At 65.8% G+C, this 25210-nt stretch carries 20 protein-coding genes and 2 pseudogenes; 8 read left to right on the top strand and 14 right to left on the bottom strand.

Going from position 1 to position 25210, the window contains the following annotated elements; translation table 11 throughout:
• The first annotated feature begins 3 nt into the window (after positions 1 to 3).
• Entirely contained in the window at positions 4 to 465 is a 462-nt protein-coding gene (locus OXU32_15090; protein MDE0075280.1) for a hypothetical protein, read from the top strand.
• A gap of 1616 nt (positions 466 to 2081) precedes the next feature.
• The gene (locus OXU32_15085; protein ID MDE0075279.1) at positions 2082 to 2462 is read left to right on the top strand and encodes a hypothetical protein; all 381 of its coding nucleotides are present in this window, start codon (positions 2082 to 2084) and stop codon (positions 2460 to 2462) included.
• Here the strand turns inward: OXU32_15085 and OXU32_15080 are convergent.
• The 3 genes from OXU32_15080 to infA form a co-directional block, all read right to left on the bottom strand.
• Positions 2384 to 3868, bottom strand: coding sequence for a PD-(D/E)XK nuclease family protein (locus tag OXU32_15080; protein ID MDE0075278.1), 1485 nt, complete (start codon positions 3866 to 3868; stop codon positions 2384 to 2386). The genes OXU32_15085 and OXU32_15080 overlap by 79 nt on opposite strands.
• Before the next feature lie 249 nt (positions 3869 to 4117).
• Positions 4118 to 4810, bottom strand: a complete 693-nt coding sequence (locus OXU32_15075; protein MDE0075277.1) for a hypothetical protein — start codon at positions 4808 to 4810, stop codon at positions 4118 to 4120.
• A 1251-nt stretch (positions 4811 to 6061) separates the two neighbouring features.
• Positions 6062 to 6277, bottom strand: coding sequence for a translation initiation factor IF-1 (infA, locus tag OXU32_15070; protein ID MDE0075276.1), 216 nt, complete (start codon positions 6275 to 6277; stop codon positions 6062 to 6064).
• Between the two features lie 703 nt (positions 6278 to 6980).
• Between infA and OXU32_15065 the strand changes: the two genes are divergently transcribed.
• The gene (locus OXU32_15065; GenBank protein ID MDE0075275.1) at positions 6981 to 8141 is read left to right on the top strand and encodes a site-specific integrase; all 1161 of its coding nucleotides are present in this window, start codon (positions 6981 to 6983) and stop codon (positions 8139 to 8141) included.
• A gap of 112 nt (positions 8142 to 8253) precedes the next feature.
• Here OXU32_15065 and OXU32_15060 read toward each other — a convergent pair whose 3' ends face one another.
• Both OXU32_15060 and OXU32_15055 read right to left on the bottom strand, forming a co-directional pair.
• Positions 8254 to 9159 carry an MBL fold metallo-hydrolase gene (locus OXU32_15060; GenBank protein MDE0075274.1) on the bottom strand — a complete coding sequence of 302 codons (906 nt, stop codon included), beginning with the start codon at positions 9157 to 9159 and terminating at the stop codon, positions 8254 to 8256.
• The gene (locus OXU32_15055; protein ID MDE0075273.1) at positions 9156 to 9326 is read right to left on the bottom strand and encodes a hypothetical protein; all 171 of its coding nucleotides are present in this window, start codon (positions 9324 to 9326) and stop codon (positions 9156 to 9158) included. Before OXU32_15055 ends, OXU32_15060 begins: the two co-directional genes overlap by 4 nt.
• Positions 9327 to 9529: 203 nt before the next feature.
• Between OXU32_15055 and OXU32_15050 the strand changes: the two genes are divergently transcribed.
• The 3 genes from OXU32_15050 to OXU32_15040 all read left to right on the top strand — a co-directional run bounded on the left by OXU32_15050 (position 9530) and on the right by OXU32_15040 (position 12039).
• A complete protein-coding gene (locus OXU32_15050) occupies positions 9530 to 10426 on the top strand; it encodes a CHAD domain-containing protein (protein ID MDE0075272.1) in 897 nt (298 codons plus the stop codon).
• A 37-nt stretch (positions 10427 to 10463) separates the two neighbouring features.
• Entirely contained in the window at positions 10464 to 11180 is a 717-nt protein-coding gene (locus OXU32_15045) for a DUF2461 domain-containing protein (protein MDE0075271.1), read from the top strand.
• Between the two features lie 97 nt (positions 11181 to 11277).
• Positions 11278 to 12039, top strand: a complete 762-nt coding sequence (locus OXU32_15040) for a TonB-dependent receptor plug domain-containing protein (protein MDE0075270.1) — start codon at positions 11278 to 11280, stop codon at positions 12037 to 12039.
• 73 nt (positions 12040 to 12112) lie between these two features.
• Here the strand turns inward: OXU32_15040 and OXU32_15035 are convergent, their stop codons facing one another.
• The 6 genes and pseudogenes from OXU32_15035 to OXU32_15010 form a co-directional block, all read right to left on the bottom strand.
• Complete coding sequence (locus OXU32_15035) at positions 12113 to 13444, bottom strand: RagB/SusD family nutrient uptake outer membrane protein (protein MDE0075269.1); 1332 nt, start codon at positions 13442 to 13444, stop codon at positions 12113 to 12115.
• Positions 13445 to 13512: 68 nt separating this feature from the next.
• A complete protein-coding gene (locus OXU32_15030; GenBank protein MDE0075268.1) occupies positions 13513 to 15645 on the bottom strand; it encodes a TonB-dependent receptor in 2133 nt (710 codons plus the stop codon).
• A gap of 201 nt (positions 15646 to 15846) precedes the next feature.
• A pseudogene (locus tag OXU32_15025) lies at positions 15847 to 16197 on the bottom strand (TonB-dependent receptor plug domain-containing protein).
• An 87-nt stretch (positions 16198 to 16284) separates the two neighbouring features.
• Positions 16285 to 16605 (bottom strand): annotated as a pseudogene (locus OXU32_15020) (carboxypeptidase-like regulatory domain-containing protein).
• Between the two features lie 147 nt (positions 16606 to 16752).
• Complete coding sequence (locus OXU32_15015; protein ID MDE0075267.1) at positions 16753 to 17778, bottom strand: DUF1028 domain-containing protein; 1026 nt, start codon at positions 17776 to 17778, stop codon at positions 16753 to 16755.
• A 358-nt stretch (positions 17779 to 18136) separates the two neighbouring features.
• Positions 18137 to 18805 carry a TIGR02206 family membrane protein gene (locus tag OXU32_15010; protein ID MDE0075266.1) on the bottom strand — a complete coding sequence of 223 codons (669 nt, stop codon included), beginning with the start codon at positions 18803 to 18805 and terminating at the stop codon, positions 18137 to 18139.
• Between the two features lie 282 nt (positions 18806 to 19087).
• Here OXU32_15010 and OXU32_15005 point away from each other — a divergent pair, with 282 nt between their 5' ends.
• On the top strand, positions 19088 to 20602 hold the full coding sequence (locus OXU32_15005; protein MDE0075265.1) for a serine hydrolase: 1515 nt from the start codon (positions 19088 to 19090) through the stop codon (positions 20600 to 20602).
• 210 nt (positions 20603 to 20812) lie between these two features.
• Here the strand turns inward: OXU32_15005 and OXU32_15000 are convergent, their stop codons facing one another.
• Entirely contained in the window at positions 20813 to 21031 is a 219-nt protein-coding gene (locus OXU32_15000; GenBank protein MDE0075264.1) for a hypothetical protein, read from the bottom strand.
• 333 nt (positions 21032 to 21364) lie between these two features.
• Here OXU32_15000 and OXU32_14995 point away from each other — a divergent pair, with 333 nt between their 5' ends.
• Positions 21365 to 21805, top strand: a complete 441-nt coding sequence (locus tag OXU32_14995; GenBank protein MDE0075263.1) for an MOSC domain-containing protein — start codon at positions 21365 to 21367, stop codon at positions 21803 to 21805.
• A gap of 9 nt (positions 21806 to 21814) precedes the next feature.
• On the opposite strand, the gene OXU32_14990 is transcribed toward OXU32_14995, so the two are convergent.
• Positions 21815 to 23779, bottom strand: a complete 1965-nt coding sequence (locus tag OXU32_14990; GenBank protein ID MDE0075262.1) for an ankyrin repeat domain-containing protein — start codon at positions 23777 to 23779, stop codon at positions 21815 to 21817.
• Positions 23776 to 25206: a DUF1552 domain-containing protein gene (locus tag OXU32_14985; protein MDE0075261.1), complete on the bottom strand. Its 1431-nt coding sequence runs from the start codon at positions 25204 to 25206 to the stop codon at positions 23776 to 23778. The genes OXU32_14990 and OXU32_14985 overlap by 4 nt, the downstream gene beginning before the upstream one ends.
• Positions 25207 to 25210 lie beyond the last annotated feature (4 nt).

Here is a 25210-nt window from a genome sequence, read left to right as displayed (position 1 = left end):
GCCATGGCGCTTGTGCGAGAGTTGCAGGCGGCGAGAGCGTATCGGGTCCGGGACTGGCACTCCTTCGAGCAACTGATTCCGGCCGCGCCCGGCGTGTACCGATTCACGAATGCCGACGGGTTGCGAGTCTATGTTGGCGAGACCAGCGATCTCCGCGAGCGGCTTCGCTATCAGGTTGTCGGTGCCCGGATCGACAATCCTGGGTGGAAACCGCGTCCTTCTGTCGGTGGAGTCAACCTGGTGAACAAGGTGGCGAAGGATCAGCGCGACGGACGCGGGTGGTCCTCCTACGAAATCGACCCCAGCGATCCGACCGAGATCGAGGCGCTGAACGCGACCCTCGACGCCATTGACGGGCTGTCCGTGCAGTGGGTGGAGTGTCCGGACGGAAAGAACAAGCGCGAGCGCGTCGAACACTTGGCCGATCGTTGTGTCTTTGACGGGCGGTGCAGGTGTCGTTCGTGACCTAGCATCCCGACGCCGCAGGACCCGCAACCGCCGCGCACCCGCGCGCGACGCACGGCAATGATCGCCAGTACATCCGTGGAGTTCTAACCGAGCATGTGGACAGATTCGTCGACGAGTACCTCCGCGTGAAACGGAGCGTGGTGCGGGAAATAGACTGGGCGGGAGGTGCCCACCCACCTCATCGGCGTCATTTGCTGGTCCGACGAGGACCGAGGGGTTGAAGCGTGGCCTGTGGAATCTGGTACTACACCGTCGCCGAAGCTGAGCTTGTGGGCGTGCTCCTCGGTGCGTATGGCGTTCCGCGGGAGAGCTTCGCCGACCTTGCCGTAGCAAGACCGTATGGAGGAGGACGTCTTGGAGAGGGTAGGTATGGAGGCCGGCCACCCATCCGCCATGCAGCGATGGATCAGGGTTGCCGTATGGCTGGAGCTAATTCCTCCTGATCGTAAGCTGACCACTACGGATCGGCGAAAGAACGCCGTCGCGGCGGTGATGGGCCTACTGATCCTAGTGCTCGCCATGCTCGCGGATGTCGCTGTCGTCGGTGTCCGAGCTTGCAGCGGATCGCCCGACTAATTGGGCTGGCACGCAAGCCGAATCGTCGGGGGCCGGGCGCGTTCACCGCGGCCTTTGGCGCCCCCGCCTACGCCGCACCGTAGTGTGAGAACGACGGTGGGGGGCGATTCACACTTCAACCCTCCGGCGATTCACGCCGGCCTTCCTGCGCATCCGCTGGCGCGGCAGTGTCTTGCGGTACCACCGCCGGTTGCGCGGTGGCACACCGGCGACAGGTGCCGTGACGGGAGCGACCCCCCTCGCCGAGGGCTCGGTACGGCGTAGGGCCGAGCGTGGTTTCACACCCTCGTCCCCGCCTCCAAGGGGTCGCTCCAGCAGCATCAATCCGTCCCGGAAGGGTGTCGAGCGCCGCTACGAGGCGGCGGAGGACCGGTTGGCCAGACCGGCTGGTCGGCCCCGCCGCCTCGGCGCCGGTTCCCCGGGCCTCCGGGACGGGCAAAGCCCGCCCCTCCGGCCGGGGCGCTGACTTCACAACTCGGCGGCCCGGCCGCTTACACCCCGCCGTAGCCGACCAAAGCTGCATGGTGGGTTGTCAGGGAGGGGCGGCGGAATCGGACCCGCGTTCGGATGACGAGTCTCCCGGGGCCCGAACGTTGGTGGACAAGCGAAGCGCGTCAGCCCGCCAGCTGCGACCGATTGCCAGATCAGAGCAAATCGTCGGAGCCTCGAACGGGATTCGGTGAGGAAACGGCGGTGCGGGTCCTGCGGCAAGCGCCAGGTGGGCCGTCCCCGGCAGGAAACCGTGTGCGCGGTTCGCTTCGAGATCCCCGGTTCCTCGTCGAGGCTGTGCTCGAAGGCGATTCTCACCCGACCCGTACCCCTCGGAGACCCGAGATCGTCGAGCCTGGGCGATCCTAGAGCCCGTAGATACGCCGAAACCACGTCTGGATCGACCGTTTCCAGACGATCCGCGTGGCGATGGGCGCGCCCGCGCCCAAGACCGGCCGAGCCGCCGACTCTGGACGACGCGCCCGAGCGGCGCGAGGTTCCGAACGTGCAGATCGTGCAATCCATCGAATCGAGAGAGGAATCGAACGATGGCACGCACGAAACGAAGTCTGCGCTCGTACGGCGCCGGCGAATGGGGCCGAAACCGGGTGAGGATCTTTCCCGACCCGAAGACCGGCAACTTCCAGATAGAGTGGCGCGCGAACGGTCGGAGGCTCACCCGGTCGCTGGGGCACCGGGACTGGGTGAGGGCGAAGAAGCAGGCGGACGAGTTCGCCGCGGGCTTCATCGACGCGCCCAACGGCAAGGCGGAAGCCGAGCCCGAGCCGCTCACGCTGGAGAGTGCGGAAGAGCCGCGTCGTATGGGCGCATCACCGGTCCGTCCGCTCGATCACTTCCCAAACGCCCTTTCGACCTCGTCGATGATAGGAATCGCCGTGGTGGCGAGGTCAGTCATGCCGTCAACGTAGTAGTCCGTAATTGGGCCTCCCCCATTCTCCAATTCCCGGTACAAGTCTGGAAGAAGGGCATTCCAGCTGGCTTTTTCGTCGCTAACCCGCCCCAAGTACGGCCACCAGGAGTCGCTTCGTCCCGCAACGAGGCCAGTTCGAAGGTTCTCCTCAAGACGCTCGCGCCGCTCCTTTTCCGCCCTAGTAGCTATGCTGCTCTTGGCCAGCGGGTGAAGCACGCCCCACCTCCAACCGTTTGGTCCTGGCCCTGCCGATTGCATTACGACGGCCGTACACCCTTCGTACGGAGGGTGCGTGGTTCTGCGGTTCTCCCACGGACGCCAGCTCCCGCGATAGATCCAAAGAAAATTGGCCCATCCTTTTTCTCCACCGTACTTGGTTTCTGTCTGGAGATCCGAGCCACTGCCGCCCAATTCCTCCTCGACCCTCTTGTGGATCATCGTGCGCAGATGTTCCAGGAACCGCTCGCACAGCCTTGCCTTGATGGCTGGCCACGCGTCATACACCGCTTGCGCGGTTGGAAGCTGATTCGGGTTTGAGAAGAGGTAGTCCTGCATGGCGCGAGTTTCGCTGTCGGTCGGCATCGAATGACCTCCGAAGTTTCGGCAATACGTTTCAGCGTCCCTGAGGAAGTAGCGTAGTCGTTCGGGGTCGCAACGTTGACGGCAAGCCGCGAACCAGTTCGCCAGCGAAAGCTCTACTCGGAAATCGTCGAAAACGTCCCCAGAGCTGCCTTCCGAGTCCACGCTCGCAGCGTCGGCCCGATAGGCCATGATGGCGAAGCGTTCGTGCCATCGCTGAAGCTCGTCTTGCGGGATACTCGATTCATCGGGACCGTCGCTCGTGGGCGAAAGATAGAGCAGCAGAAAGCGGTTGGAGTACTCCTGTTCGAGATAGCCGAGGTAGTCCTTGACCTGGTTGGGCTGGTCATCCGCGTAAGGCTTATTCTCGATGGCGAGGCAGAAGGCACGATCACCGTCCGGGATCTCCACGGAGATGTCCAGGCGACGGTTGTTCGTGATGGTCCTCTCCGTGACTACTCCGATCCGTTTCGTGAAGGCGGTACCCAGCTTCGGCCGGTGACGAATCTCGGCCAGTCCTTCTAGCAACGTCGCGAGGAAGATCGTTCCTTGGCCGTGGGGCCCCGCGGGATTGAGCAGATCGGCAATGATCCTCGAGAGTCCGGCCTCGGACGTGTTCAAGTAATCGGAGACGTTGAAACGACGTGCTAGGTGACGGTCAAGATCTCGTTCGAGAACCTTGGCGGTGTCCAGCCGAGGCGACAACTCCACGAAAAACCGCACGATCTGGCGATGCTCTGCTCGTCTAGCATCTTCGAGGTGCCTACCGAGTTCGCGGAAGAAGCGTGCGTATCGTCGCCGACTCTTCAGGCTCGCGTCATCCATGATCCTGATTGCCGCCTGCCAAGCCAACTCCTCCCACAGCGTCCGCCAGACCAACCCCGTCGTTGATCATCGGCCAGCCTCGCCCCGCGTTCGCTCCGGCGGCTTTGCGGCGCTGCCTGCCCGCCCCCCGCAAGGTGGTATAGCGCGATCAGAATGAAGTCTCTCGCCTTCTCGTGGAGAGTCGGGCTCTGCGCGGCTACCGGGGACGCCTCATGCGCGGAGCGCGACGGAACGCCAAGCGCGCGAGCGTCATAGCTGAATGTGCCACTCGAAATCAGGGATGCCCGAACATGTAACGGTGACCAGCCGTAACCCGGCCTCGGTCACGAACAGGGCCTGACTGCCGCCGTGCAACTTGTTCCACGCCACGCAGACGACCTGCGTGAACTCCATCGCGTCAAGGCTCTTGGTACCGACCATGCGGCCCGTCTCGTGGTTGAGCACCACTCCCAGCCTGTCACCCTCGCGCTCAACTCTGACCACAACATCGCAGATTGCGTCCATGAGGCTTAGGCCAAGCGCCGCCGTGCCGTTTTCCTCGCAGCGCTGGAGCCGGGCTAGCTCCTCACGCAGGCGGTCCTGTTCCACCACCCTATCGAATTCCTCCTGACGCGCGCGGCTTTCGAGGACGCTCTGGCAGATGCGCCAGAAGGCTGCGGAATCTCGAATGACGGTTTTGGCCCGGCAGTAGTCGAAGTCCTCGGTAGAGAGCGTGGCGATTAGCGAGTCGTGGTGTGCTACTACGCTGTCATAGGCGGGATCGCCTTGGTTTAGGCCGAGGAATCGCAGGCACCGTTCCTTCCATCCTTCCTCGTAGACACGGTTTGACATCTCGCGGACGCAAGACATGTATTGCGCGTTGGTCAACTCCTGGGCGTGCACGTGTCCCGTCAGGATGCTCGCCGTAGTCGCGAGCGCGATGATGGCGAGAACGGTCCTCATGTTGCTTCCCTCGCTGGCGCACATGTAATGCTCTCATATACGAAACTGCGGAAGCGCCCGAGAGCAAGCAAGAACAGCGCTACCAGAGGTGAAACTGCCCGCCGATGGCCTCCACGTCGCGTGCGGGGATCGAAGCTCTGGCGCAAGAGACTGGGCGCGTCCTGACCAGCGATCCCCGCTGAACGAACCAGCGCGACGCCGTTCACGGGGGACGCCCTGCGAGCCGTATCACGAGGCACTGGTCAAGCCCCTCGACGTCGTTCGTAGAGCCATGCGCGCGCCGATATGCGCGCGCGCTCCAGTCTTGCTTCATGCTCGTGCGCGCGCCTGGAGCAAACGGCATCGCAGTAATCCGATTCGCGGTTGGGATGCACCGGCCGCGAACAGCCGTCGCGCTTGCAGACCTTGTCAGCGCGCTCGACGCGGAGTCTCTTGCGTAGTATTCGCCGCCTCATCGCACATGCAGGAACTCGAAGTACGCGCGCCCTTCCTCACCAAGCGATCTGACGGTCACCGCAGCGCCCCTGACCCGGCTCACGCCAGCCTCCAACATCATCTACGATAGGCGCTCGGCCAACATCGTCGTGTCGCCGACGACCCGGACCGGCCGGAGGGAGGTGCTGTGCTGCTTTCGTCGAGCAAGATGGATGTGATCGGTCAGCACTTGTGCGACGTCACCAGCGCATGGCGAGGACCGAGGAAACGTCGCCACGCCAAGCCCAAAGGGGATGGGTGCCGACCTTCCAAGCTGTCATGCGAAAGACCGGATATCCTGCCAGCACGGTTGCACCGTCCTCGCTGGCTGGATCGGCCTCCGGCCCCTCCAAGAGGAACACGGGCCCCTCCCCGGTGCTCTGGACGAATACTGTAGTGCCCTGCGGGATGCCATCAAGGATGTTTTGGGGCTCGCGGGTCACGTGAATTCGCTTACGTTGCATTCGAGTGCGCGATGTGCATCAGTAGTCGGCCGCTTCCCTTCAATACTGGCCATCGTTCCCCCGCGGGGCTAGACGAAAGCCCATCTCGTCACGATTCTGCCGCTAAATCGCTCCTATGGTGCCAGTTTTCCACTTATCCACCGCGTCTTTCCACCGATCTGCTCTCCAGTCCATCACGTCCGGGAGGTGAATCGTCTTGCAGTCGCTCTTGGCGGCATAAGGCATCGATATCGTCGCATATGAGAAACGCAGGAGACCCGCTGCTGAAGCGATCACGATCACGGCGTTCGTCGCAGTCATGTGGCCCGGCGGACTACTTGTACCGATACGTGATGCGGCCCTTCGACAGATCGTAGGGTGACAGCGCGCACTTGACCCGGTCGCCCCCCAGCACCCGGATGTAGTTCTTGCGCATCTTTCCGGCGAGATACGCGAGAATCGAGTGGCCGTTCTCCAGGCGGACCCGGAAGGTGGCGTTGGGAAGGACTTCGGTAACGACCCCTTCGATTTCGATCGCCTGTTTTGCCAAGGGCGGGTCTCTTCTCAGGAACAGAGGTAGGCAGCAGGTCAGCCTAACGTCCGTGACACGATCCCGCCGCGCAAGCCGCGTTGTCGGGCCATGCTCGAATCGGCCCTCGCCGCGATGGCGTTGGCGCCAGCAGACGCCTGCAGGCTCGGGATGCGGTCGTCCCAGGCGTCCAATGGCCTTCCTGCCAAGGATTGATGGACTGGGAGCGACCCCCGGGGGAGGGTGGGATGGGCGTGCACATCCCGACCCTCCCCGATGCCCGCACTGGGCATCGAAACAGGGGGGTCGCTCCCAGCCACGGCCAAGGAGCGCGGATCGGCATCGGGTGCTCCGTCGGCCGTGGCGCAACCGCTAGGCCGTCAGCGACTTGCGGCATTTGGCGCGTGTCCATATGAGCGCGGATTCCGTGTCCGGTCGACGTCGATGTCAAATACACATCTCCCGTTCGGCCACGGGACGGCCGGATTCCCCGTCAGAACAGCGTCCGCCCGAGCCACTCCGTCCGCCATGCGTTCACCCGGTGCAACAGCCCCGGCCGGACTCTCGGCAAGCCCGATTCTTGAGTTCCACCACCCGCACGAGTCCACCCCGGATGTCGCCGCACACCCCTCGGGGCGGGCTATCCTCCAGCACTGGCCAAGACGCTCGCCTCGGGCGAAGTTTCGTGCGCGCAGATCGTGCAGTCCATCATCGGAGGAATCGAATGATGGCACGCACGAAACGAAGCCGCCGGAGCTACGGCGCCGGCGAATGGGGCCGCAACCGGGTGAGGGTGTTTCCTGATCCGAAGACCGGCCTGTTCCAGCTTGAGTGGCGCGAGAACGGGCGCAGGCTCACCCGGTCGCTCAAACACCGCGACTGGGCGCGCGCGAAGAGGCAGGCGGATCAGTTCGCCGCCGGGTTCATCGACGCGCCCAACGGCAACGCGGAAGCCGAGCCCGAGCCGCTCACGCTGGAGACGCTGTTTGACATCTATGGTGAGGAGGTGACGCCCACCAAGGCGGAGGCGTCTCAACGGTCCGACCGGGCGGCCACGAGGATGTTCCTCCGGTTCTTCGGAAGGGACCGGAAGCCCGCAACACTCTCCCAGCGCGACTGGGACCGGTTCATCCGGGCGCGGCGCGCGGGCAAGGTCGGACCGAGCGGCAAGCCGGTATCGGACGCGACGCTCGAACACGACCTGAAGTTCCTGATCGCGGTGCTCAACTGGGCCACGAGGTCGAAGGACGAGCGGGGCCGCCCGCTTCTGGACAGGAACCCGCTCAAGGGCCTGAAGATGCCCACGGAGAAAAACCCCACGCGAGTGGTGTTGTCCGAGCAGGAATACCAGGCGCTTCTCGGAGTGTCCCAAGAGGTCGATTGGCGCTTCCACGTCGCGCTCGTGCTCGCGCACGAGACCGGACACCGGATCGGGGCCATCCGTCACCTGCGGTGGCCGGACATCGACCTTGAAGACGGAGTCATCCGGTGGAGGGCGGAGCACGAGAAGACCGGATACGAACACCAGACGCCGGTCACCGCCGAGGCGGTCGCGGTTCTGGAGGAGGCGCGAGAGAGAAGTTCGGGGATGGATGGGAGTCCCGTGCTCCCCGCATTGAGCGATCCCTCGCGGTGCGCGGGCCGGTCGCTGGTGCGCTGCTGGTGGAACCGGGCCCGGAAGCTCGCGGGACTTGAACCGAAGCGCGGGAGAGGTTGGCACTCGCTGAGGCGCAAGTTCGCTAGCGATCTCATGGATCAGCCGCTGAAGGTGCTCTGCGAGCTGGGGGGCTGGAAGACGGCCAAGACGGTGCTTCAGTGCTACCAGCGAGCCGACGAGGGACAGCTTCGGAAGGCACTGGAAGCCCGCCGGAGACCCGGCGGCTGAAGCTCACGAATCAGCGGGAGTCATTTGGCGGGAATCCGGCCTACGGAGCGCGTAACAATCAGTGATTGCACGAGATGGAAATCTGAGAGCGCATGACGTTACGTGAGGGTTCTCAACTGCCCGCGAGGCTGACGTAGACGCCGCGCACGAAGCCTTCGGGATTCTCGCCCCAGTTGGCGTCGAGATCGGAGGTGGGGCCCGCGGCCACCACTTCGTCTTCCGTCATCCCGTCGTCGATCATGCCGCTCACCCGCTCGCGCACCGTCGACAGCATGTCGCGATAGGCCTGCAGCGACGACTGGTCGGTGATCTCGCCGTGCCCGGGGATGATGCTCGTTTCGGCAGTCGAGTGCTCAAGCACGTAGTCGGCGATGGCGATCACCCCGTCGACGTTCCCGCCGCTGTCCACATCGATGAAGGGGTAGCGCCCGTTGAAGAACGTGTCTCCCATGTGCACGGCGTCGGCGCCCGAGAAGAACACGAGCGCGTCGCCGTCGGTGTGTGCGTTGGGCATGTGGTTGACACGGATGTCCTCGCCGTTCCAGTGGAAGCTGACGCGGTCGTTGAAGGTCACCACCGGGAGCCCCTCCGGGGCGACCTGCTGGGAGCGCCCGACCAGGTCTGCGAACTCGGCGGGATTGAGGCGGCGGTACACGTTCTCGTGCGCGACGATCAGGGCGCCCTCGCGGCCCAGATTCTCGTTGCCGCCGGTGTGGTCGCCGTGCCAGTGCGTGTTGAGCACCCAGCGCACCGGCTGGTCGGTGACCTCCGCCACCGCGGCGAGGATCTTCTCGGTGAGCGGGGCGAACTGGTCGTCGACCAGGAAGGCCCCGTCGTCTCCCACCGACAGACCGATGTTGCCGCCCGCTCCGAAGAGCACGTAGAGCCCGTCGGCGACCTGCTCGGTGCGAATCTCGACCTGCGAGAAGTCCTGCTGGGCCGCGACCGGCGGCGAGGCAAGCGCCAGCGCGGCGACCACGACCGGCATCGCGCGCGGCAAGCGCGCCCCGGCCTTCATTGGCAAACCTTGCGGCCGGTGAGGAAAACCACCGCGGCACCCACCAGAGCGACGCCGACCGACGCCGCGTTGGCACTGACGACGAACCAGATCACCCCGTAGGCCATCACAAAGGTGGCGACCAGCAGGACGTAGAAAACGAGGGGATTGTGACGGGCAGCGGCCATCGATCGATCTCTCGGCTGGGAGTGCGCAGGCAGGGCCCGTCCGGACGCGCCGGACAGGGGGTTCTTCAGGTCGAATCTGCCCAGCCCCGGATGGTGTGTCAACGACGGCGGAAACGCCCTCCGGAGCGCGGACGGTTGTCCGATCCGCGATTCCATCCGCATTCTTCCTTCCGTAGCAAGTGCGCTCGAACAGAGGGACTCGCATGGCGTTCGAGATCAGGCTTCATCGGGACGTTGCCGCGGAAATCCACCGCGTCGCGCGCGGGCAGGTGGACCGGGCCATGGCGGCGTTCGACCGAGCCCGCGAGGGGCGTTTCAAGGGGGTTCACGACGCGCGCAAGCGCTTCAAGGCCATTCGGGCGCTGCTGCGGCTGGTGGCGCCCCGGCTGGGGCCGGCCTTCCGTCGGGAGAACCGCTGGTATCGGGACGCCGCCCGGAAGCTCGCGGGGGTGCGCGAGGCTCAGGCGAGTCTCGAGACGCTGGATCGGCTGGAGAGCGCGGAGGATGCCACCCTGCGCCGCGGACTCGAGGCCCGTTACGAAGCTCGACGCGGGTTCCAGTTTCGGGACACCGATACGCTGGCGGGGCTGCTGGAAGACCTGGCGGAAGCCAGGGAGCGGGTCGCCGGATGGCGTTTGGCAGGAGAGGGGTTCGAGGTCATCGAGCCCGGCCTGCGCGTGACCTATCGGAGGGGACGCAGAGGCTTCCGGCGGGCGGTCGGAGGCGCGTCCGCGACCGACCTCCATGAGTGGCGCAAGGATGTCAAATACCATCGTCACCACCTTGAGCTGCTGGTCCGGCTTTGGCCCGATGTCCTGACTGGTGCTGCCGGGACGGCACGGCGGCTCGGGGATCTGCTCGGCGATCATCACGATCTGCACCAGCTACGCGCCCTGCTTTCGAGGTCGCCCGGACTCGCGGGGAGCGAGCGTGAGCGTGTGTCTGTGCTGGCGGCAGCCGCCCGTCGGTCGCGCGAACTGGAGGCGCACGCCATCGCCGTCGGCGGGCTGGTCTACGCGGAGAAGCCGGGACGCTTCATCGCACGGATGGGTGCCTATTGGGACACCCGCTCCCAGGGGCCGGGCCTGACGGGACACTGATCCGACGCGCCGGTCCGCAGTGTTAGCTTAAGCGCTCGTGTCATCTCCCTCCGATCCCATCAAGCTCATGAACCGCGCCTACTTCACGCCCGCCACGTTCGATTTCCTGACCGAGCTCGCCGCCAACAACAACCGCGACTGGTTCACCGTGAACAAGACGCGTTACGAGGGCGACGTGAAGGCCTCCGCGCTCCGCTTCATCTCGGATTTCGCGCCCCACCTCGCGCGTATCAGCCCCCGCTTCCGCGCGGATCCCCGGGCCAATGGCGGCTCCCTGTTCCGCATCTATCGGGACACGCGCTTCTCCAGGGACAAGAGCCCCTATAAGACTCACACGGGCATCCACTTCAGGCATGAGGCGGCGAAGGACGCGCACGCCCCCGGCTTCTACCTGCATCTTGAGCCCGGCAGCGTCTTCGTGGGCTGCGGCATTTGGCGGCCCGGGGGTCCCGCGCTGCGGAAGATCCGGGAAGCGATCGACGAAAACCCCGATGCGTGGCTGCGGGCCTCCCGGGACGAGGGCTTTCGGGCGTCGTTCGAGCTTGAAGGCGATTCCCTGATCCGCGCCCCCAAGGGCTTCAGCGTGGAGCATCCGCTCATCGTGGATCTCAGGCGCAAGGACTTCATCGGGGTCGCGCATCTCAGCGAAGAAGCGGTGTCATCGGAAGGGTTTCTGGAGACGTTCGCCGGACTGTGCCGGGACGCCGCGCCGTTCCAGCGCTGGCTGTGCGGGGCGCTCGGGGTGGGGTATTGAGGTGCCGGGTCGCGCGGGAAGCTTTTCGGCCTGGCGTGGGTATCGATAGAAGATGGATCCAGCCGCAGAGAACGCTATGGTGGAAAAAGCGCGTTTGGTGAAGCGTCCCCTCCACGCTACACGAAAACTCATCCCTGGTGTGTACGCGCTGGTGGCTGTTCTTGCGGTGACCGAAGGCGCCGCCGGGCTTCAGGAATCCGGTTCGGTGATGGGTCTGGTCTTGGATGAGGAAGGCCTCGCGCCCGTGTCCGGCGCCCTGGTGGCGCTCCCGGAATTCACGCACCACCGCACGCGTACGGACGCCGACGGATGGTTCCGGCTCCTCAACGTTCCCGCCGGAGAAGTCGTGGTACGCGTCGAGGGCGACGGGTTCATCACCCTCGTCGAAACAGTGGAGATCACTCCGTTGGAGGAATCGCTGATCCACTTCCATGTCCACCGTGTCTCGGTCGTGCTGGATCAGCTCCTGGTGGAGGTTCCGCGACGCGACGATCTCGGGCGCGGACACTCGGAAGCGCGCGTCACCGGGACGGGCGCAAGGTCACGAACTGCCGCCGACCTCCTGTTGACGGGCGTCCCGGGCGTCGCGGTCCAACAGCCCCAGGGGGGAGTCGGGATCGGAGTGACGATTCGGCTCAGAGGCGTGAACTCGTTCCTGCTGAGCGAGGAACCACAAATCTACCTGGACGGCGTCAGGATCGACGCCGGCGGGCAGGACCGGGCAATGTTGACTCTCGAGCAGATCCCGGCAACGTCCGTAACGCGGATCCGAGTGCTGCGCGGACCCGCATCGACATCGCGGTACCCGGGTGCCGCGGCGGGCGTCATCCTGGTTGAGACGATGAGCCGGGGCGGTTAGGGAAGAGACTCCGCGGAAGCCTCCGACCCCCCACAACGGGAGGCCGGAGTGAGCTTCCGCACAGGATGCAGGATCAGCTTCCCACCTGCTCGTTCTGAGCGATTGGGAAGCAAGTTGTGTTGCCGTAGACCTGACCGTACTGATCGACCCCGTTCGGATGATCGGAGCCGGGTTCACCGAGGTACGGGATGTTGAACTGGGTGCCCCGCCACCGCAGATGGTCCCTCTGGCGATGACCGCCTTCGACGAAGAACTCCCGACGGCGCTCCTCGATGACTTGCCGGATGACGTCGTCCTGGGTAGGCACGTCTTCCGCGGTGATCGGAGGAATCCCGGCAGCGGCGTGGAAATCATCCATGATGCTGATCGCCGTGGCCAGGTCCCCGGTCAGGGCCGAGGCCTCGGCAATGATCATGCGGGCCTCACGCGACGAAGCGATGATGACGTCCTGGGCCGCGCCCGCGGGGAAACTCTCGGGCGTCTTGTTGTGGCGCCAGACGATGGTGGCGTTGTCGTGGCCGATGAGCCCGGTTTCCATGACCGTCACCCGGGGGTCGGGCACGCCCTTCCACCGCACGTCACGGTAGCTCGGGGCGACGGTCGACTGCTGGTTGGTATCGAGCTCGTTCGTGTTCGCCATCGAGTTCTCGCGCCGATTTTCTCCATACTCCCGAGTTGCGTAGAAATCGAGGTCGGGATCGTTCACGATAGACTGCGCGTCGGCGATGGCGTTGGAATACTGATCCAGGTTGAGGTACGCCCGGGCGCGTCCAATCCGCGCCGCCTGCACAAGTTCCTGACCCCGCCTCGTCCCCAACTGCCCGGCGATGCTCAGGGCCTCCGTAAACTGATCCACGGCGATCTCTAGGAGCTGTTCCGGAGTCCGGACCACGCCGTCTCCGTTGAGCGGCGTTCCGCAGAAGCCCTCGCCGAAGACCACGTATATGAAGCCCCCGTACGTCCGCATCTCGGCCAGATATTGGGTCCGGTTCAGGACGTCAGCGTCGGCAAAGGTCTGAAGCCGGTCAAAATGGCTTTCGAGCATGACCCTCGCCCGATGGAGCCGGCCGAAGACGTTGACCTGATACCGTGGCTCATTAGCCGGGATATCCCGGATCTGCAGTCGTCGTCCGGTGAAGTTCCCGGAAGACTGGATGTACTCGTCCGAATGTTTGGCCGCGAAGTCTACGTACTCATCCCACGCCCACTCGAAGTCACCGATGGCGGATACCCGCATGGTACCGGCCAAACTGGGATCCTCGATGTCCTCGGCCGTGACGTTACCCGGAAGATCCACCTCGAGGAGCTCGGCGGTGTCGCACCCCGCCACCCCAAGGGCCACCGAAAGCGCCACAACGCCGGGCAGCCTCCGCCACCACGGCACCATCTCGATCACTCTATTCATGACAGGTCCCTCTGTGGTTTCGTCTGAAATCAACAATCCGTTTCTGGATCCCTCCGCCTGCGCGCGCATCACCAGGTCACCCGCACGGTCGCCAGGAAACGTTTGAACATCGGGAAACCGTCCTGCGTATAGGCTGAGATTCCTCCGGGGTCGGTATTCCTTGCGCCGGTGTCCCGAATCTCCGAATCGACGATGGAGTGCCCAAAGGCTTCGCTCTGCGCTCTCCATATCCTCCAGAGGTTCTGACCGGAGAGCGTCAGATTGAGCCGGGAGGCACCGAGTCTCGCGGCCATTTCACCTGAAAAACTGTGACTCAGCGACACGCTCCGCATGGTGAGCTGGGAGGCGTCGAAGATCCCCGACGGGTTGACTTCCCCGATCTCGTCGTAGCCGAGGAAGATCGGGTCGGTCTTCTCGTTGATCGCCCTTGTGTTCCGGAAGAAAAGGTGGGAGCCCGCCGTGATCCCGTCCACCATGGTGTGCCCGCCCACGTATTGCAGGTCGACGTAGAAGCGTGTGTTGTCCAGGAACGACACGGTCGCGTTGAAAGCCATTTCGCGTGTAGGAACAGTCGAGCCCCTGTAGACCTCGGGCGCGGTCTCTCCGCTGGTGCACGGCACAGGAGGACCCCCTCCCCGGGTGATTCGGGTGCCCGGCGCTGCGATCGGACCGCTTTCGCACATCACGTTCGTCGCGCGCGCCTGCAAGCCTGTGCCCACGATGTCGGACGACACCACCACAGGCAGGAAAATGGACCCAAGCGGGAAGCCCACTGCGTGGCGCTGGCCCGTCCACCCGGTTGTAAAGTTCCGCCCGAACACGGGAATCGGGTCCAATCCCCCCAGATCGAGCACCTCATTCCTGTTCGTGTGGAGCGCCAGGCCGAACTCGACCCCCACGGTCGAACCCTGGTATGCATCCACGTTGAGCCCGAGTTCGAATCCCGTGTTCTGAATCTCTCCGATATTCCTGAGCTGGGAGCCGGGAAAGCCCGTCGAGGGCTTAACCGGAACGCTGATCAGGGCATTCGTCCGCCTTTGGTCGTAGTAGGTAAACTCGAGACCGACTCGGTCGTTGAAGAGTCCGGCGTCGAAGCCGATCTCGGTCTCCACGCCAACCTCGGGTTGCACGTCGGAGTTTCCGATCGTCAAGGGAGTCACGCCGCCCGCGCCCTGGTATCCCGGCTCCGGATTGTAGAGCCTCACCGCTGCGAACTGATCGGGCTGCTGTCCGGCTTTCCCCCAGGCTGTCCGGAGCCGCAGCGAGTTGATCCAGTCCAAACCCTCCAGCGCGGACTCCTCCGAGACAACCCAACTCGCGCTCAGCTTCGGATAGACTACGAAGTCGTAGTCCGCCCCGAAGGCGGAGTTGTCGTCCCCTCGGAGAGCACCGGTCAGGAAGATCCGGTTCTGCCAGGACATCTGCTCCTGAACATACATCCCGATGGTCTTGTTGCTGGAAAAGCCATCGGACGTCTCTCGGGTTTCTCCCGCGGAGATCGTCTCGAGACTGGGCACCGCGAAGCGTGATCCACGCCCCGCGAGCCACTCCGAGGACCGCTCGTAGTACTGGGCACCGGACGATGTCGCCAGCGAGAACCCGGCTACAGGCTCGTAGGTCAGCGTACCGGAGTAGTCGAAGCTGAAATTGTCGGTGTTGCGAAATTCGAGCCTCTTGTCGCCCTGACGGCCGCTGATGCCAACCCGCCCCGACGAGTGGCGATTGAGCCGGAAACCGTTCGTCTCCGCCTGGTCCAGTCCCACGACCAACCGGTGGGTGAGCCAGTCGAATGGGCGATGCGTGGCCGTTAGCGTATAGATGCTGCGATAGACTTTCTGCCCGGAATCGAGCAACTCGTCGTACAGGTCCGGCAGATACGCGATATAGCCGCGGAAAGCACCATCCAGCGCGTTGGGCGTCCCTGTACCGATCTCGCATCCACCGCCAGGGCAGGACCAGTGGAACCCTGTAACACGCGCGGGCTGGCGCCCCGTCGTGGTGTGCAGTTCGGAGCGAATCCCCCCGAAGCCGAAGTCCACCGTCAGGTCCTCGCGGGGCAGCCAGTTGAGGTTCGCACGTGCGTCCAGCCTGTTGTTGGTATTGTTTGGGACGGGTCCTTCATCAAAGTCCCAGCCCAGCGTGAAGTGATACCGGACCGCGTCCGTGCCTCCCGAGACGGTACCGACGCTTCCAAGAGGCATTCCGACCTGGAAGTGCTCCATGCCGTGGACCTCGTAGTCGCGCTTAAAGACGTTCACTTCCACGATCTCACCGGGAGTGCACGGATCCGTACCGCGGCCGGTGCAGGTGTAGAAACTTCCCGGCCAGTGCTCCTTGGGATCCCGATACCAGTTCTGCCCGACCTTCGACGTCAGAGTGAAAACGGGAGCGCCCCGAGCGCCTCGCTTGGTGATGATGTTGATGACCCCGTTCGACGCCTCCGTCCCGTAGAGCGTAGCCGCCGCCGGACCCTTGATGATCTCGATGGACTCGATGAGTTCCGGGCTGATGTCGTTCAACCGCGTGGACGGACTCTGCGTGCCCACGCCAAGGGACCCTTCGGCCCCCGGACCGCCGCTGTTCACCCGGACACCGTCGATGTAGATGAGTGGCTGCCCTGAGAGGACCATGGATCCGGCTCCCCGGATGCGTATGTTGTTGCCGCCCCCGACGTGGCCGCCGCCGTAGGCCACGTTCACGCCCGGAACGGCGCCCCCCAGCATGGTCTCGAAGTTGTCCCGGGGAGCGATCACCTGCGTTTCGGCCACCGGGAGGGATCCGACCGTGGTCCCGAGGGAACGGGCCTGCTGCTCCCCTGCCGTCCCGGTAACCACGATCTCGTCGAGGTTGATGGCCGTCTCGACCAGGAGGAAGTTCACCTCGGTCGGGGCATCGGCCGTGACCGTGACCGCCTGTTCCGCAGTGCGGCGTCCGATCAGCCCCGCCGTCAGGACGACGTCCCCAACCGGGACGTTCAGGAGAATGAACCTGCCGTCGTTGTTTGTGGCCCCATTGATGTCTGTGCCTTGTACCTGGATCTCAACGCCGCTCAGGGGGACCAGGGTGTTCGCGTCCGAGACCAGGCCGGTTACCGTTGCGGTGTTCTGCGCCGCCGCGATGCCGGGCACCAGCAGGGGCAGACACGCCACCAGCGTCGACATACATCGCGCGGATCTCCGCAGAGACGTCCAGTTGGCGCCTACGCTTTGCAGACAGAATTCGAGCATCATGACCTCCTCGCACATGGCGATTCCGGGGAGACTTGACTTGAGGGAGGCCCCCTCAGAGACGTTGCACTACGCTATCCATCAACGAGCACTCGCACCGGGATCATCGGCCCCGACCAGCTGCCGGAAGTCCGGGTGCTCGTGGAGAGTCTCGAAGTTTCGGTCGCGGGGCAGGGTGCGCATGCGACCGGGGTTCAACTCGACTGCCCTGCGGAGCGACTCCAGCGCATCCGCGTCGCGTCCCATACGGGCCTGCACAGTCGCCAGTGCCACCCACGCGTTGTCGTTCTCCGGCGACTTGTCGCGCGCGGCGGTGGCAGTGGCCAGGGCCTCTTCCAGGTTCCCTTGCGCCATGCTTGCGTTGGCGTTGCGCACCATCTGGCCGGACCGGAAGAGGTTGAGCACGCGCCGGAGCTCGTCCAGCGGCCTGGCATGGTCGTCCACCCGGATATCCACGACCCGGTCGCTGAACCCGCCGCTGCCGGCACGCGGAGCCACCACCAGGATGGCGCCCGACTGCTTGCCGCGTGCGTCCCCGCCCGCAGCTTCAGCGGCGTCGAGCGCGTCCATCAGCCGCTCGGCCAGCGGACCGCTGGACGCTTCGAAGGAAGCCGCCATGGCGTCGACCACTTCGGGACCGGCCAGGATGTTGCCCTGGGCGCAATAGTCCCGGCCGCACCGGTGACCCTTCCAGTCGCTGGCGCCGGCTCCGGTCCAGGCCGCCGTGCGGCCCTCCATGTCCAGAATCGCCACCTGGCGACGGTCACGCCCCTCGTCGCTCGCCACCATCATGTCGAGCGCCTCCTGCGGGCTGTAGCCGCGCTCGATCAGGTCGACGCCGATCGCGCCATACATGGGGTTGGCCGACGCCTGGTGCGCGATGACCGCAACGCCGCCCTTTGCGTGCATGGCCCGGTTTCCGGCCGCGAAGGCCTTGGACTGGACGCCCATGCCGAGTTCACCGGTGCCCCGGTCGCGAGCGATGATGGAGTAGGTTGCCAGATAGTTGGGATCTTCTTCCTGCGCGGCCGCGGCCTCCGACGTCGAGGGCGGCAGCAGGGTCACCACCACGAGGGCCGTGGGGAAGAGAAGGGTGCCGGCCTTCATGGCGGACCTCCAAGGTCGAGAGTGGCTCGGGTACCGCGATTCACGCCCTGCGCGAACGGTCAGGTGCATCCCGAGAACGATCGGGAGTCCCTTGAGGACGAGCCGGTACCAGGAGCGCACCGGTAGACGCCCATGAGGGACGCCGACTCCGGCTTGCCGGCCGAGGACGGGTGGCTGGTGCCCGCTGTCAGGGTGAAGGGGAAGGCGACTGCAGCGTTGATGTTGACGAACGACCTGCAGCCGGGCACCGGGAGGGCCACCATCGTCACCGGGTGGCATAGCTCAGATTAGCGCTGCTGGCCACCAACGGAAAGGGGAGATCAGGCTCGACGCCGCGAGTTGCGGGGCCGAATGGCCCTCAGGCTCTGCGCAGGCGCGCGAAGGGCAGGTACATCCCGACGACGATGACCAGCAGGAGCCCCTCGAGTACCAGCAGGTACCACGGCCATTCCGGGAAGATGTCCATGAGCGACGCGGACTCCGGTTTCTCCACGATGTACAGGTAGTTCGTGCCCACCAACAGGTTGAAGACGAAGATGACCGCCGCGTAGATATGGACGAGCGCGAGGGTCCACAGAGTCGAGCGAAGGCTCGGTGCGTACTCCTCCACGAGGATCACCCACAATCCGGCGACCACTATCGTGGTGTGCGAAATCATCGTTGCCACGAAACGTACGTGGGGGAATCCATACGGGCTGTCGGGTTGGAGGACCCCCTGGATCGCCCCGGCGATCCCCAGATAGTACATCAGCGGGCGGGTCCAGGGCCGGTCCGTCCAGAGCCCGTAGATGCTCACCCACACCATCGCGCCGGACATGTGCAGGGGGAGGCGCTCCGCCACTGCCCACTCCCCGTGGAATACGTGCCAGAAGTGTCCTTCCACGAAGGTGATGAGGAGCAGCGCGATCATGCCCCGCTTGATCCGTAGCCGGGTCTCTTCGCTCCCCGACTGCCCGAGGCGGAGCGTCACATATCCGAGGGCGGCCAGCACGGCCAGGGAGAGCAAGTGTGCACCCCCGAAGATCACGAAAGGGTTCGCGGGATCGCCTGCGGCAAAGAAGGAATCCAGGACGCCTGCCTCCCCACAGTTCGTGCTTCCAGGAGACCGGGAGAAGCCCGGAGCGAAGGCTCAGACTAGCCTTCGGCGCCGGGCCGGGAAAGGGAGTTGAGGCTCGCCCCTTCCTCTATTGGCCCGCCCCGGCGCGGTGGTCGCCTATCCACTCTTCTTGTTGCCTCTGCGGCCGGTTCGTATCGTGAATCTCTAGATGATGGGGCCGATGGTCGGTCTCCAGATCCTTCCAGCGGAGTCATGAAGATGCTGCACCGCCTGATCCCGTCTTTCGCCGTCCTCACGATCATCGCCGCCGGCTGTGCCCCGGCCGGCGACGCGCCCGAACCGGCCGCCGAGAATCCGCAGGCGCAGCTCCTCGCCCGCGCTGCCGAGCTCGAACTTCCGGGCGAGTACGCGCTGCCGCCCGGAGACCCGGTGGTGCATTCGACGGCGGGCTTCGCGAAGATCCTGTGCTCCAACGTCTTTCTGTCGGGGCTGGATCCGGACTTCGCCGCCGAGCACACCGGCTTCTTCACCGCGCTGCGCCAACACCGCGGCGCTGTGACCGATCGGGTGGTGGACTACGAGAACCAGCGGGTGCACCTCACCCTGCCGGACGGCACGGTGCGCTCGGCCAAGCTGCACGGCGACCAGGGGTGCCTCGCTCTCCCCATCGGCGAGGAGGAGCCGTACTACGAGTCGGTCGAGGTGGTCTCGACCCTCCCGGATGCCGAGGCCACGCCCTGGCCGCTGGGCGACCTCCTTCCGGACGAGCCCTTCCCGGCCGATGTGGACATGGACAAGGTCGCACAGGCGGTGGATGCGGCCTTCGCTCCCCCGGAGGCGCTGACCGCGGCCTTCGTCGTGACCCACCGGGGCCGCCTGCTGGCCGAGCGCTACCGCGAGGGCATTGACCACACTACTCCGCTGGAGAGCTGGTCCATGAACAAGAGCCTCACCGGCACGCTCATGGGCATCCTGATCCAGAAGGGCGTCTACGACCTCTGGCAGTCCGCGCCGGTACCCGAGTGGCAGGGCGAAGGCGACCCGCGCCAGGCCATCCGCATCGGCGACATCATGCGGATGTCATCCGGGCTGCGCTGCCGCAACCTGGGCGATCCCGGCGACGACCCGGACATCGGGTACCCCGACCACCTGTACCTCTATACGGGCACCGTCAACTCGTTCGAGTGGGCGGCCGGCAAAGATCAGCAGTGGGAGCCCAACACGGTGGGACGGTACCGGAACTGTGACCCCGTGCTCACCAATTACCTGGTCCGCCTGGGCGTCGAAGGGGAGCTGGGCGAGAACTACCACCAGTTCCCGCAACGGCATCTCTTCGACAAGCTGGGGATGCGCAACTTCATCGCCATGACCGATCCCTACGGCAACTTCCTGCTCCAGGGGTACGGCTTCGGCAGCGGGCGCGACTGGGCCCGGCTCGGCAACCTGTATCTGCAGGACGGCGTGGTGAACGGCGAACGCATTCTCCCGGAAGGATACGTGGAGTACGCGTCCACGCTCGCCCCCGCCTGGGTAGCGGACGGGCGTCCGGTGTACGGAGGTGCCTTCTTCTGGGTGAACGGCGATGGCGGCCGCCCCATCCCGACGAGCGCCTTCCGCATGGCGGGCGCCGGAGGCCAGAGCACGATCATCATCCCGACACACGACATGGTGGTGGTGCGCATCGGGCACTACAGCGGCGGCGGACCGGGGGGCCGGGCGCTCAACGAGGCGCTGAGCCTGCTGATGGAGGCGGTGCCGACGAACTGAGGAGGCCGCCCACGAGCGAGTCGGCCGGTACCGGTTAGCCAACCGGGCGAGTCACGCATGGCTTCGCGCCCAAGCCCGGATGTCCTTCCGCGCGCGCGCCACCCCTACGTGGTGCCACTTCCGTCTGCGGGAGCGCCGCGCTCGCCGGTGGCAACGGCCAGCACGGCCGTTGCCACCGGTTTGGTGAACGCGCCGCAATCACGGGCCGACCTATCTGGTCCCGCAGAAAATGAACCAGTACAGCGGCCAGCACCAAATCCAGTTGCCGTTGAGATCGAGGTCCGGACGCCCATCGACGATCTCCTCGTCGGCAGGTGGCTCGTGATAGAAGTGCTGCGCCGATGCGGGTCCGGTTGGCAGGGCGAGGGCGGCCGCGAGGGCCAGCACGGGCATTGTGAGGCGGGTCGAGGTCTTGCGTCGAGTGATCATGTCCAGTCTCCGGGTTGGGGGGCAGGCTCTCGGGGGACGCTTGAGTTCCCCTCATGAACCATTCCGAACCGGGACTCCCGGGCGAGTCCATGGCTGACCGGGACGTCTTTACCGCGGGCTCGACCCCGGGGATCGGGACGGGCCCGGACGGCGCCCGGCGCCCATCACCCGACCAGCGCGCACCGTCTCTCGCCTTCAGCGACCCGATGGGGTATTCTGGAGCGGTCCGAGCCGAGGAAGGGACGATGGTTCATCCGGAGCCCACGACGACGATAAGCCCTTGAAACCAAGACATATCCGGTAACCGGACCGGAACCGACAGGAGCGATACGGATGAGCGGAAGACTCGAGGCGATCTGGCTGAAGCGGCAGCGCGGGGGCGAGATGAGCGCCGTCTCGGAGGCCACCGCGGAGGCGGGAGGCGGACTTGCCGGCGACGCGAACTACGGCCGCACCCGGCGCCAGGTCACGTTGATCGAGAAGGAAGTCTTCGACACGCTCAACGACGAACTCGGCACCCCTGTCGATCCAGCTCTCAGGCGCGCAAACCTGATGGTGAGCGGGGTGAGCCTGGCGAACACCCGCGACCGCAGGATCCGCATCGGCGGCTGCATGCTTCAGGTGCGCGGCGAAACCCGGCCCTGCACGATCATGGAGGAACAGCTCACCGGTTTGCGGGACGCCCTCGATCCCAACTGGCGAGGCGGAGTCTTCTGCACGGTGCTGAGCGACGCCCGCATCCAGGTAGGTGACGCGGTGAGCTGGGAGGATTAGCTGTGGGGCCTACCGCCGATTTCCTCCCGGAGGAGGCGGTGGCGGCACCACCGTCTCGGTCGTCTGCGGAATCCCCTTCTCCTTCCAGGGGTCGTGGACCCCGAGTCCCTCGCAGAAGTCGCCCGTGTCGAGGAAGTGGGTATGCTCGCACTCGCGGCTGGAGCCGAGGCTGACCAGCAGTTCCTCCGTTTCGGGGTAGGCCACGCGCACGAAGAAGCCCGAACGGCCCCCACGGGCCATGTCGGCCGCGGATTGACCCAGCCGGGTGATGGCGGTCACGTCCGCTCCCTGCTCGACCAGGTACATGATGAGCTCGTTGTCGCCACGGGCCGCGGCGTAGTGGATGGGCCGGTACAGCCACGAGTCCGCCAGGTTCACGTCCGCCCCGTGCTCGTCGACCAGGTACTTGACGGCATTGAGGAAGTTGTCGGGGACGCTGCGCACGCTGAACGCACCGAGCCCCTGCCAGCCGCCACCGGCGGCCGCGTGAATGGCATAGGCGTTGAACTCACCTTCGGGGATCCAGGGCAGACCTGAGTCCTCCTGCTGGCGCCCGTCCTGCTGGCGGCGTTCCCGCATGCCGACCGCTGGCCAACGGGTTGGGATGTCGGGATCGGCGCCGTGGGCGGCCAGCATCTTCATCGCCTCGATGTCCTGCGCGAAGGCGGCCCGGTAGAACGGCGTGGCGCCCTCCAGGTTGATGCCCATCTTGGTGAGGCCGAACTCCCAGTACCACAAGTGCGTGTTGAGCTGGACGTTCGGGTCCGCGCCGGCGTCCAGAAGCGCCTGCAGCAGCTCGAGGTACTCGGTCTGCTCGTTGTCGTGTGCGCGGGGCTGCGGATAGTTGGACTTGGGCGCCCAGTGGGTCTGCAGAACCGCGAACAGCGGGGAGATGCCGTCGGTGTCGGCGGCGCGGTCAGGGTCGGCGCCGCGCTCGACCAGCTCCATGGCCAGATCGAACTGGCCGTTGAGGATGGTCATCAGAAGCGGGCTGGTGCCGTCGGCGCTGACCTGGTCGATGTCGGCCCCGCCGTCCAGCAAGGCGAGCCCCGCTTCGACGTGCCCCTCGCGCGCGGCGTGCAGCAGCGCGGTCATGCCGCCGGTCATGCCGACCAGCGTCTCCCGGTAGGGTGGGCGCGCGAGCGGTGGGCCGCCCGGGTAGTCCGCCCGGTACTGGGTGAGATCGTCGGAGTCGAAGTCCCGCTGCGAGTGGTCGGCGCGCAGGAACTCCCGCTGGGCCGCGATCGCCTCCTGCACCTGCGCGGGGGTCAATTCGGGTTCCGTGCCGGGTTCGGCTGCGAAGCGGAGCCCCTCGATGCGGTCGCGCAGGAGCCGGCTGGCCTCGCGGTCGATGGCCACGTTGCGCAGCACGTCCACGACCCGGGTGGCCAGGTTCGGGTCCGCCCCGTGCTTGAGGAGCACCTGAATGGTCGGCGTCCGGTTGTAGGCGGCCGCGAACATCAGCGGGGTCTGGCCGACGGAGCCCTCGCGCGCGTTCACGTCGGCCCCGTGCTCCAGGAGCGCGGCGGCGGCTTCCTCCCCGTCCATCACCCGCGCGGCCAGGTGAAGCGGGGTGGTTCCGCTGTTGGTGGTCGCCAGTGTCGCATCCGCGCCCTGCTCGAGCAGCGCGCGCACCACCGCGCCGTGCCCGGCCTGACTGGCCAGGTGGAGCGGTGTGTACGCCCCGATGCGGGTGGTCGCGCCTACTTCGGCGCCCGCTCCCAGCAGCACGGCCACCACATCGGCGTGCCCCTCGAGCGCCGCCATGTGCAGCGGCGTCATGCCGTCGCCCCGCGCCAGGTTCGGGTCCGCGCCTCCGGCGAGCAGCGCCTGCACCGCATCCGCGTCACCGTGCTTCGCGGCCCCGATCAGTCCGGCATCCTGGGCCTCAACGGAGCCGGCGAGCGAAACCAGCAGCAGGGTCGCGCCCAACAGGCCCATGCGGCGTCGCACCGCCTTGTCCCGGGCCCTCACGAACCCGCCTCCCGCAGCGCGTCGGCAATGCCGCCTCTCGGGAACGTCAGCGGGAACGCGCTCACGCTGTCGCCGAACGCCCGCATGTCGTCGTGTCCGATGCCCTGCATCAGGCTCACGAACGCGTCGGCCATCGGGGTCCCCTTGGGCGCGCGCAGATGCAGGTTGCCTTCCAGGGCGCCGTTGGCGTGCCCCATAAGGATGAGCGGGCACCGGCGGTGGTTGTGCAGGTTCGGATCGCCCATGGACGAACCCCAGACGATCGCGGTCTTGTCCAGCAGCGAAGCGTCGCCCTCCATCGTGTTCTTCATCTTCTCCAGGAAGTACCCCATCAGGCTCAGCCTGTGTGTGTTGATGAGGTTGAAGTCCATGATGTCGGCGGGGACGTTGCCGTGGTGCGAAGCCCCGTGGAAGGACTTGTTGGTGCCGCTGACCGGGAAGGTCCGGTTGGACTGGTCGAAGCCGATCTTGAAGGTGATGACCCGGGTCATGTCCGTCTGCAGCGCGAGCAGCTGGAGGTCGAACATGATCTCCATGTGCTCTTCCCAGGAATCCGGGACGCCGGACGGAGCCTCGGGCATGGCCCGCTCCTCGCCGCTGCTGTTGCGCTCCTCGACCAGTTCGATGCGGCGCTCCAGCTCGCGGATGTGGGTCAGGTACTCGTCCATCGCCCGTCGGTCGACCGCCCCCAGATCCCTCTTCAGGCGCGCCACCTCGGCGGCGATCCAGTCGATGACGCTGCGGTCGGTGCGGCGGCGGGCGGCGCGGTCGGCGGCGGAGTCACCCGCGCCGAAGAGCTGCTCGAAGACCGCGCGCGGCTCGCGAATGGCCGGAAGCGGCTGGGTCGGAGAGGCCCACGCCACGGAGGTCGTATAGGCGCAGTGGTAGTTGTAGGCGCAGCCGCCCCCGCGGTCGATCGACTCGGTGGTGAGTTCGAGCGAGGGCAGGGCGGTATCCTGACCGAAGCGGCGCGCGTGCAACTGGTCCAGCGAGGTGCCGAGATAGACGTCCGATCCCTGGGTTTGCTTGGGATGGGCCTGGGTCAGGAAGACGGCGGTGGTGCGGTCGTGGTCGCCGCCGATCTCCTCGGCGCGGTACGCCTCCGCCATGCGCGAGTCGGTGTTGCTGATCACCGTCAGGAACTCGCGGTAGGGCTCGAGCGGCTTGAGCTGGCTGGTCGCCACGAACTCGAAGTCGCGGCCGACCTTCTCGGGGGCGAACAGGAACTGCTGGTCGCCCCAGTCGCTCCCGCCCGCGCACCCCATCGACTCCTCGATGCCCACGAAGCGCGTGAACTCCGTGGCGGCGCGGTCGCGCCACAACCTGCCCGCTGGGACCATCGCGTCCAGCAGGGGGAGGGCAACCGTCGTGCCCATCCCGCGAAGGAAGGTACGGCGAGAAAGGTGCTTTCCCGTGATGAAGTTCATGGTC

The sequence above is a fragment of the Gammaproteobacteria bacterium genome (genome assembly GCA_028819075.1).
In the GTDB taxonomy this organism is placed as follows: Bacteria; Gemmatimonadota; Gemmatimonadetes; order Longimicrobiales; family Gaopeijiaceae; genus BD2-11.
The sequence above is the reverse complement of the archived record's forward strand: the minus strand, read 5'-3'. Positions and strand labels throughout refer to the sequence as shown.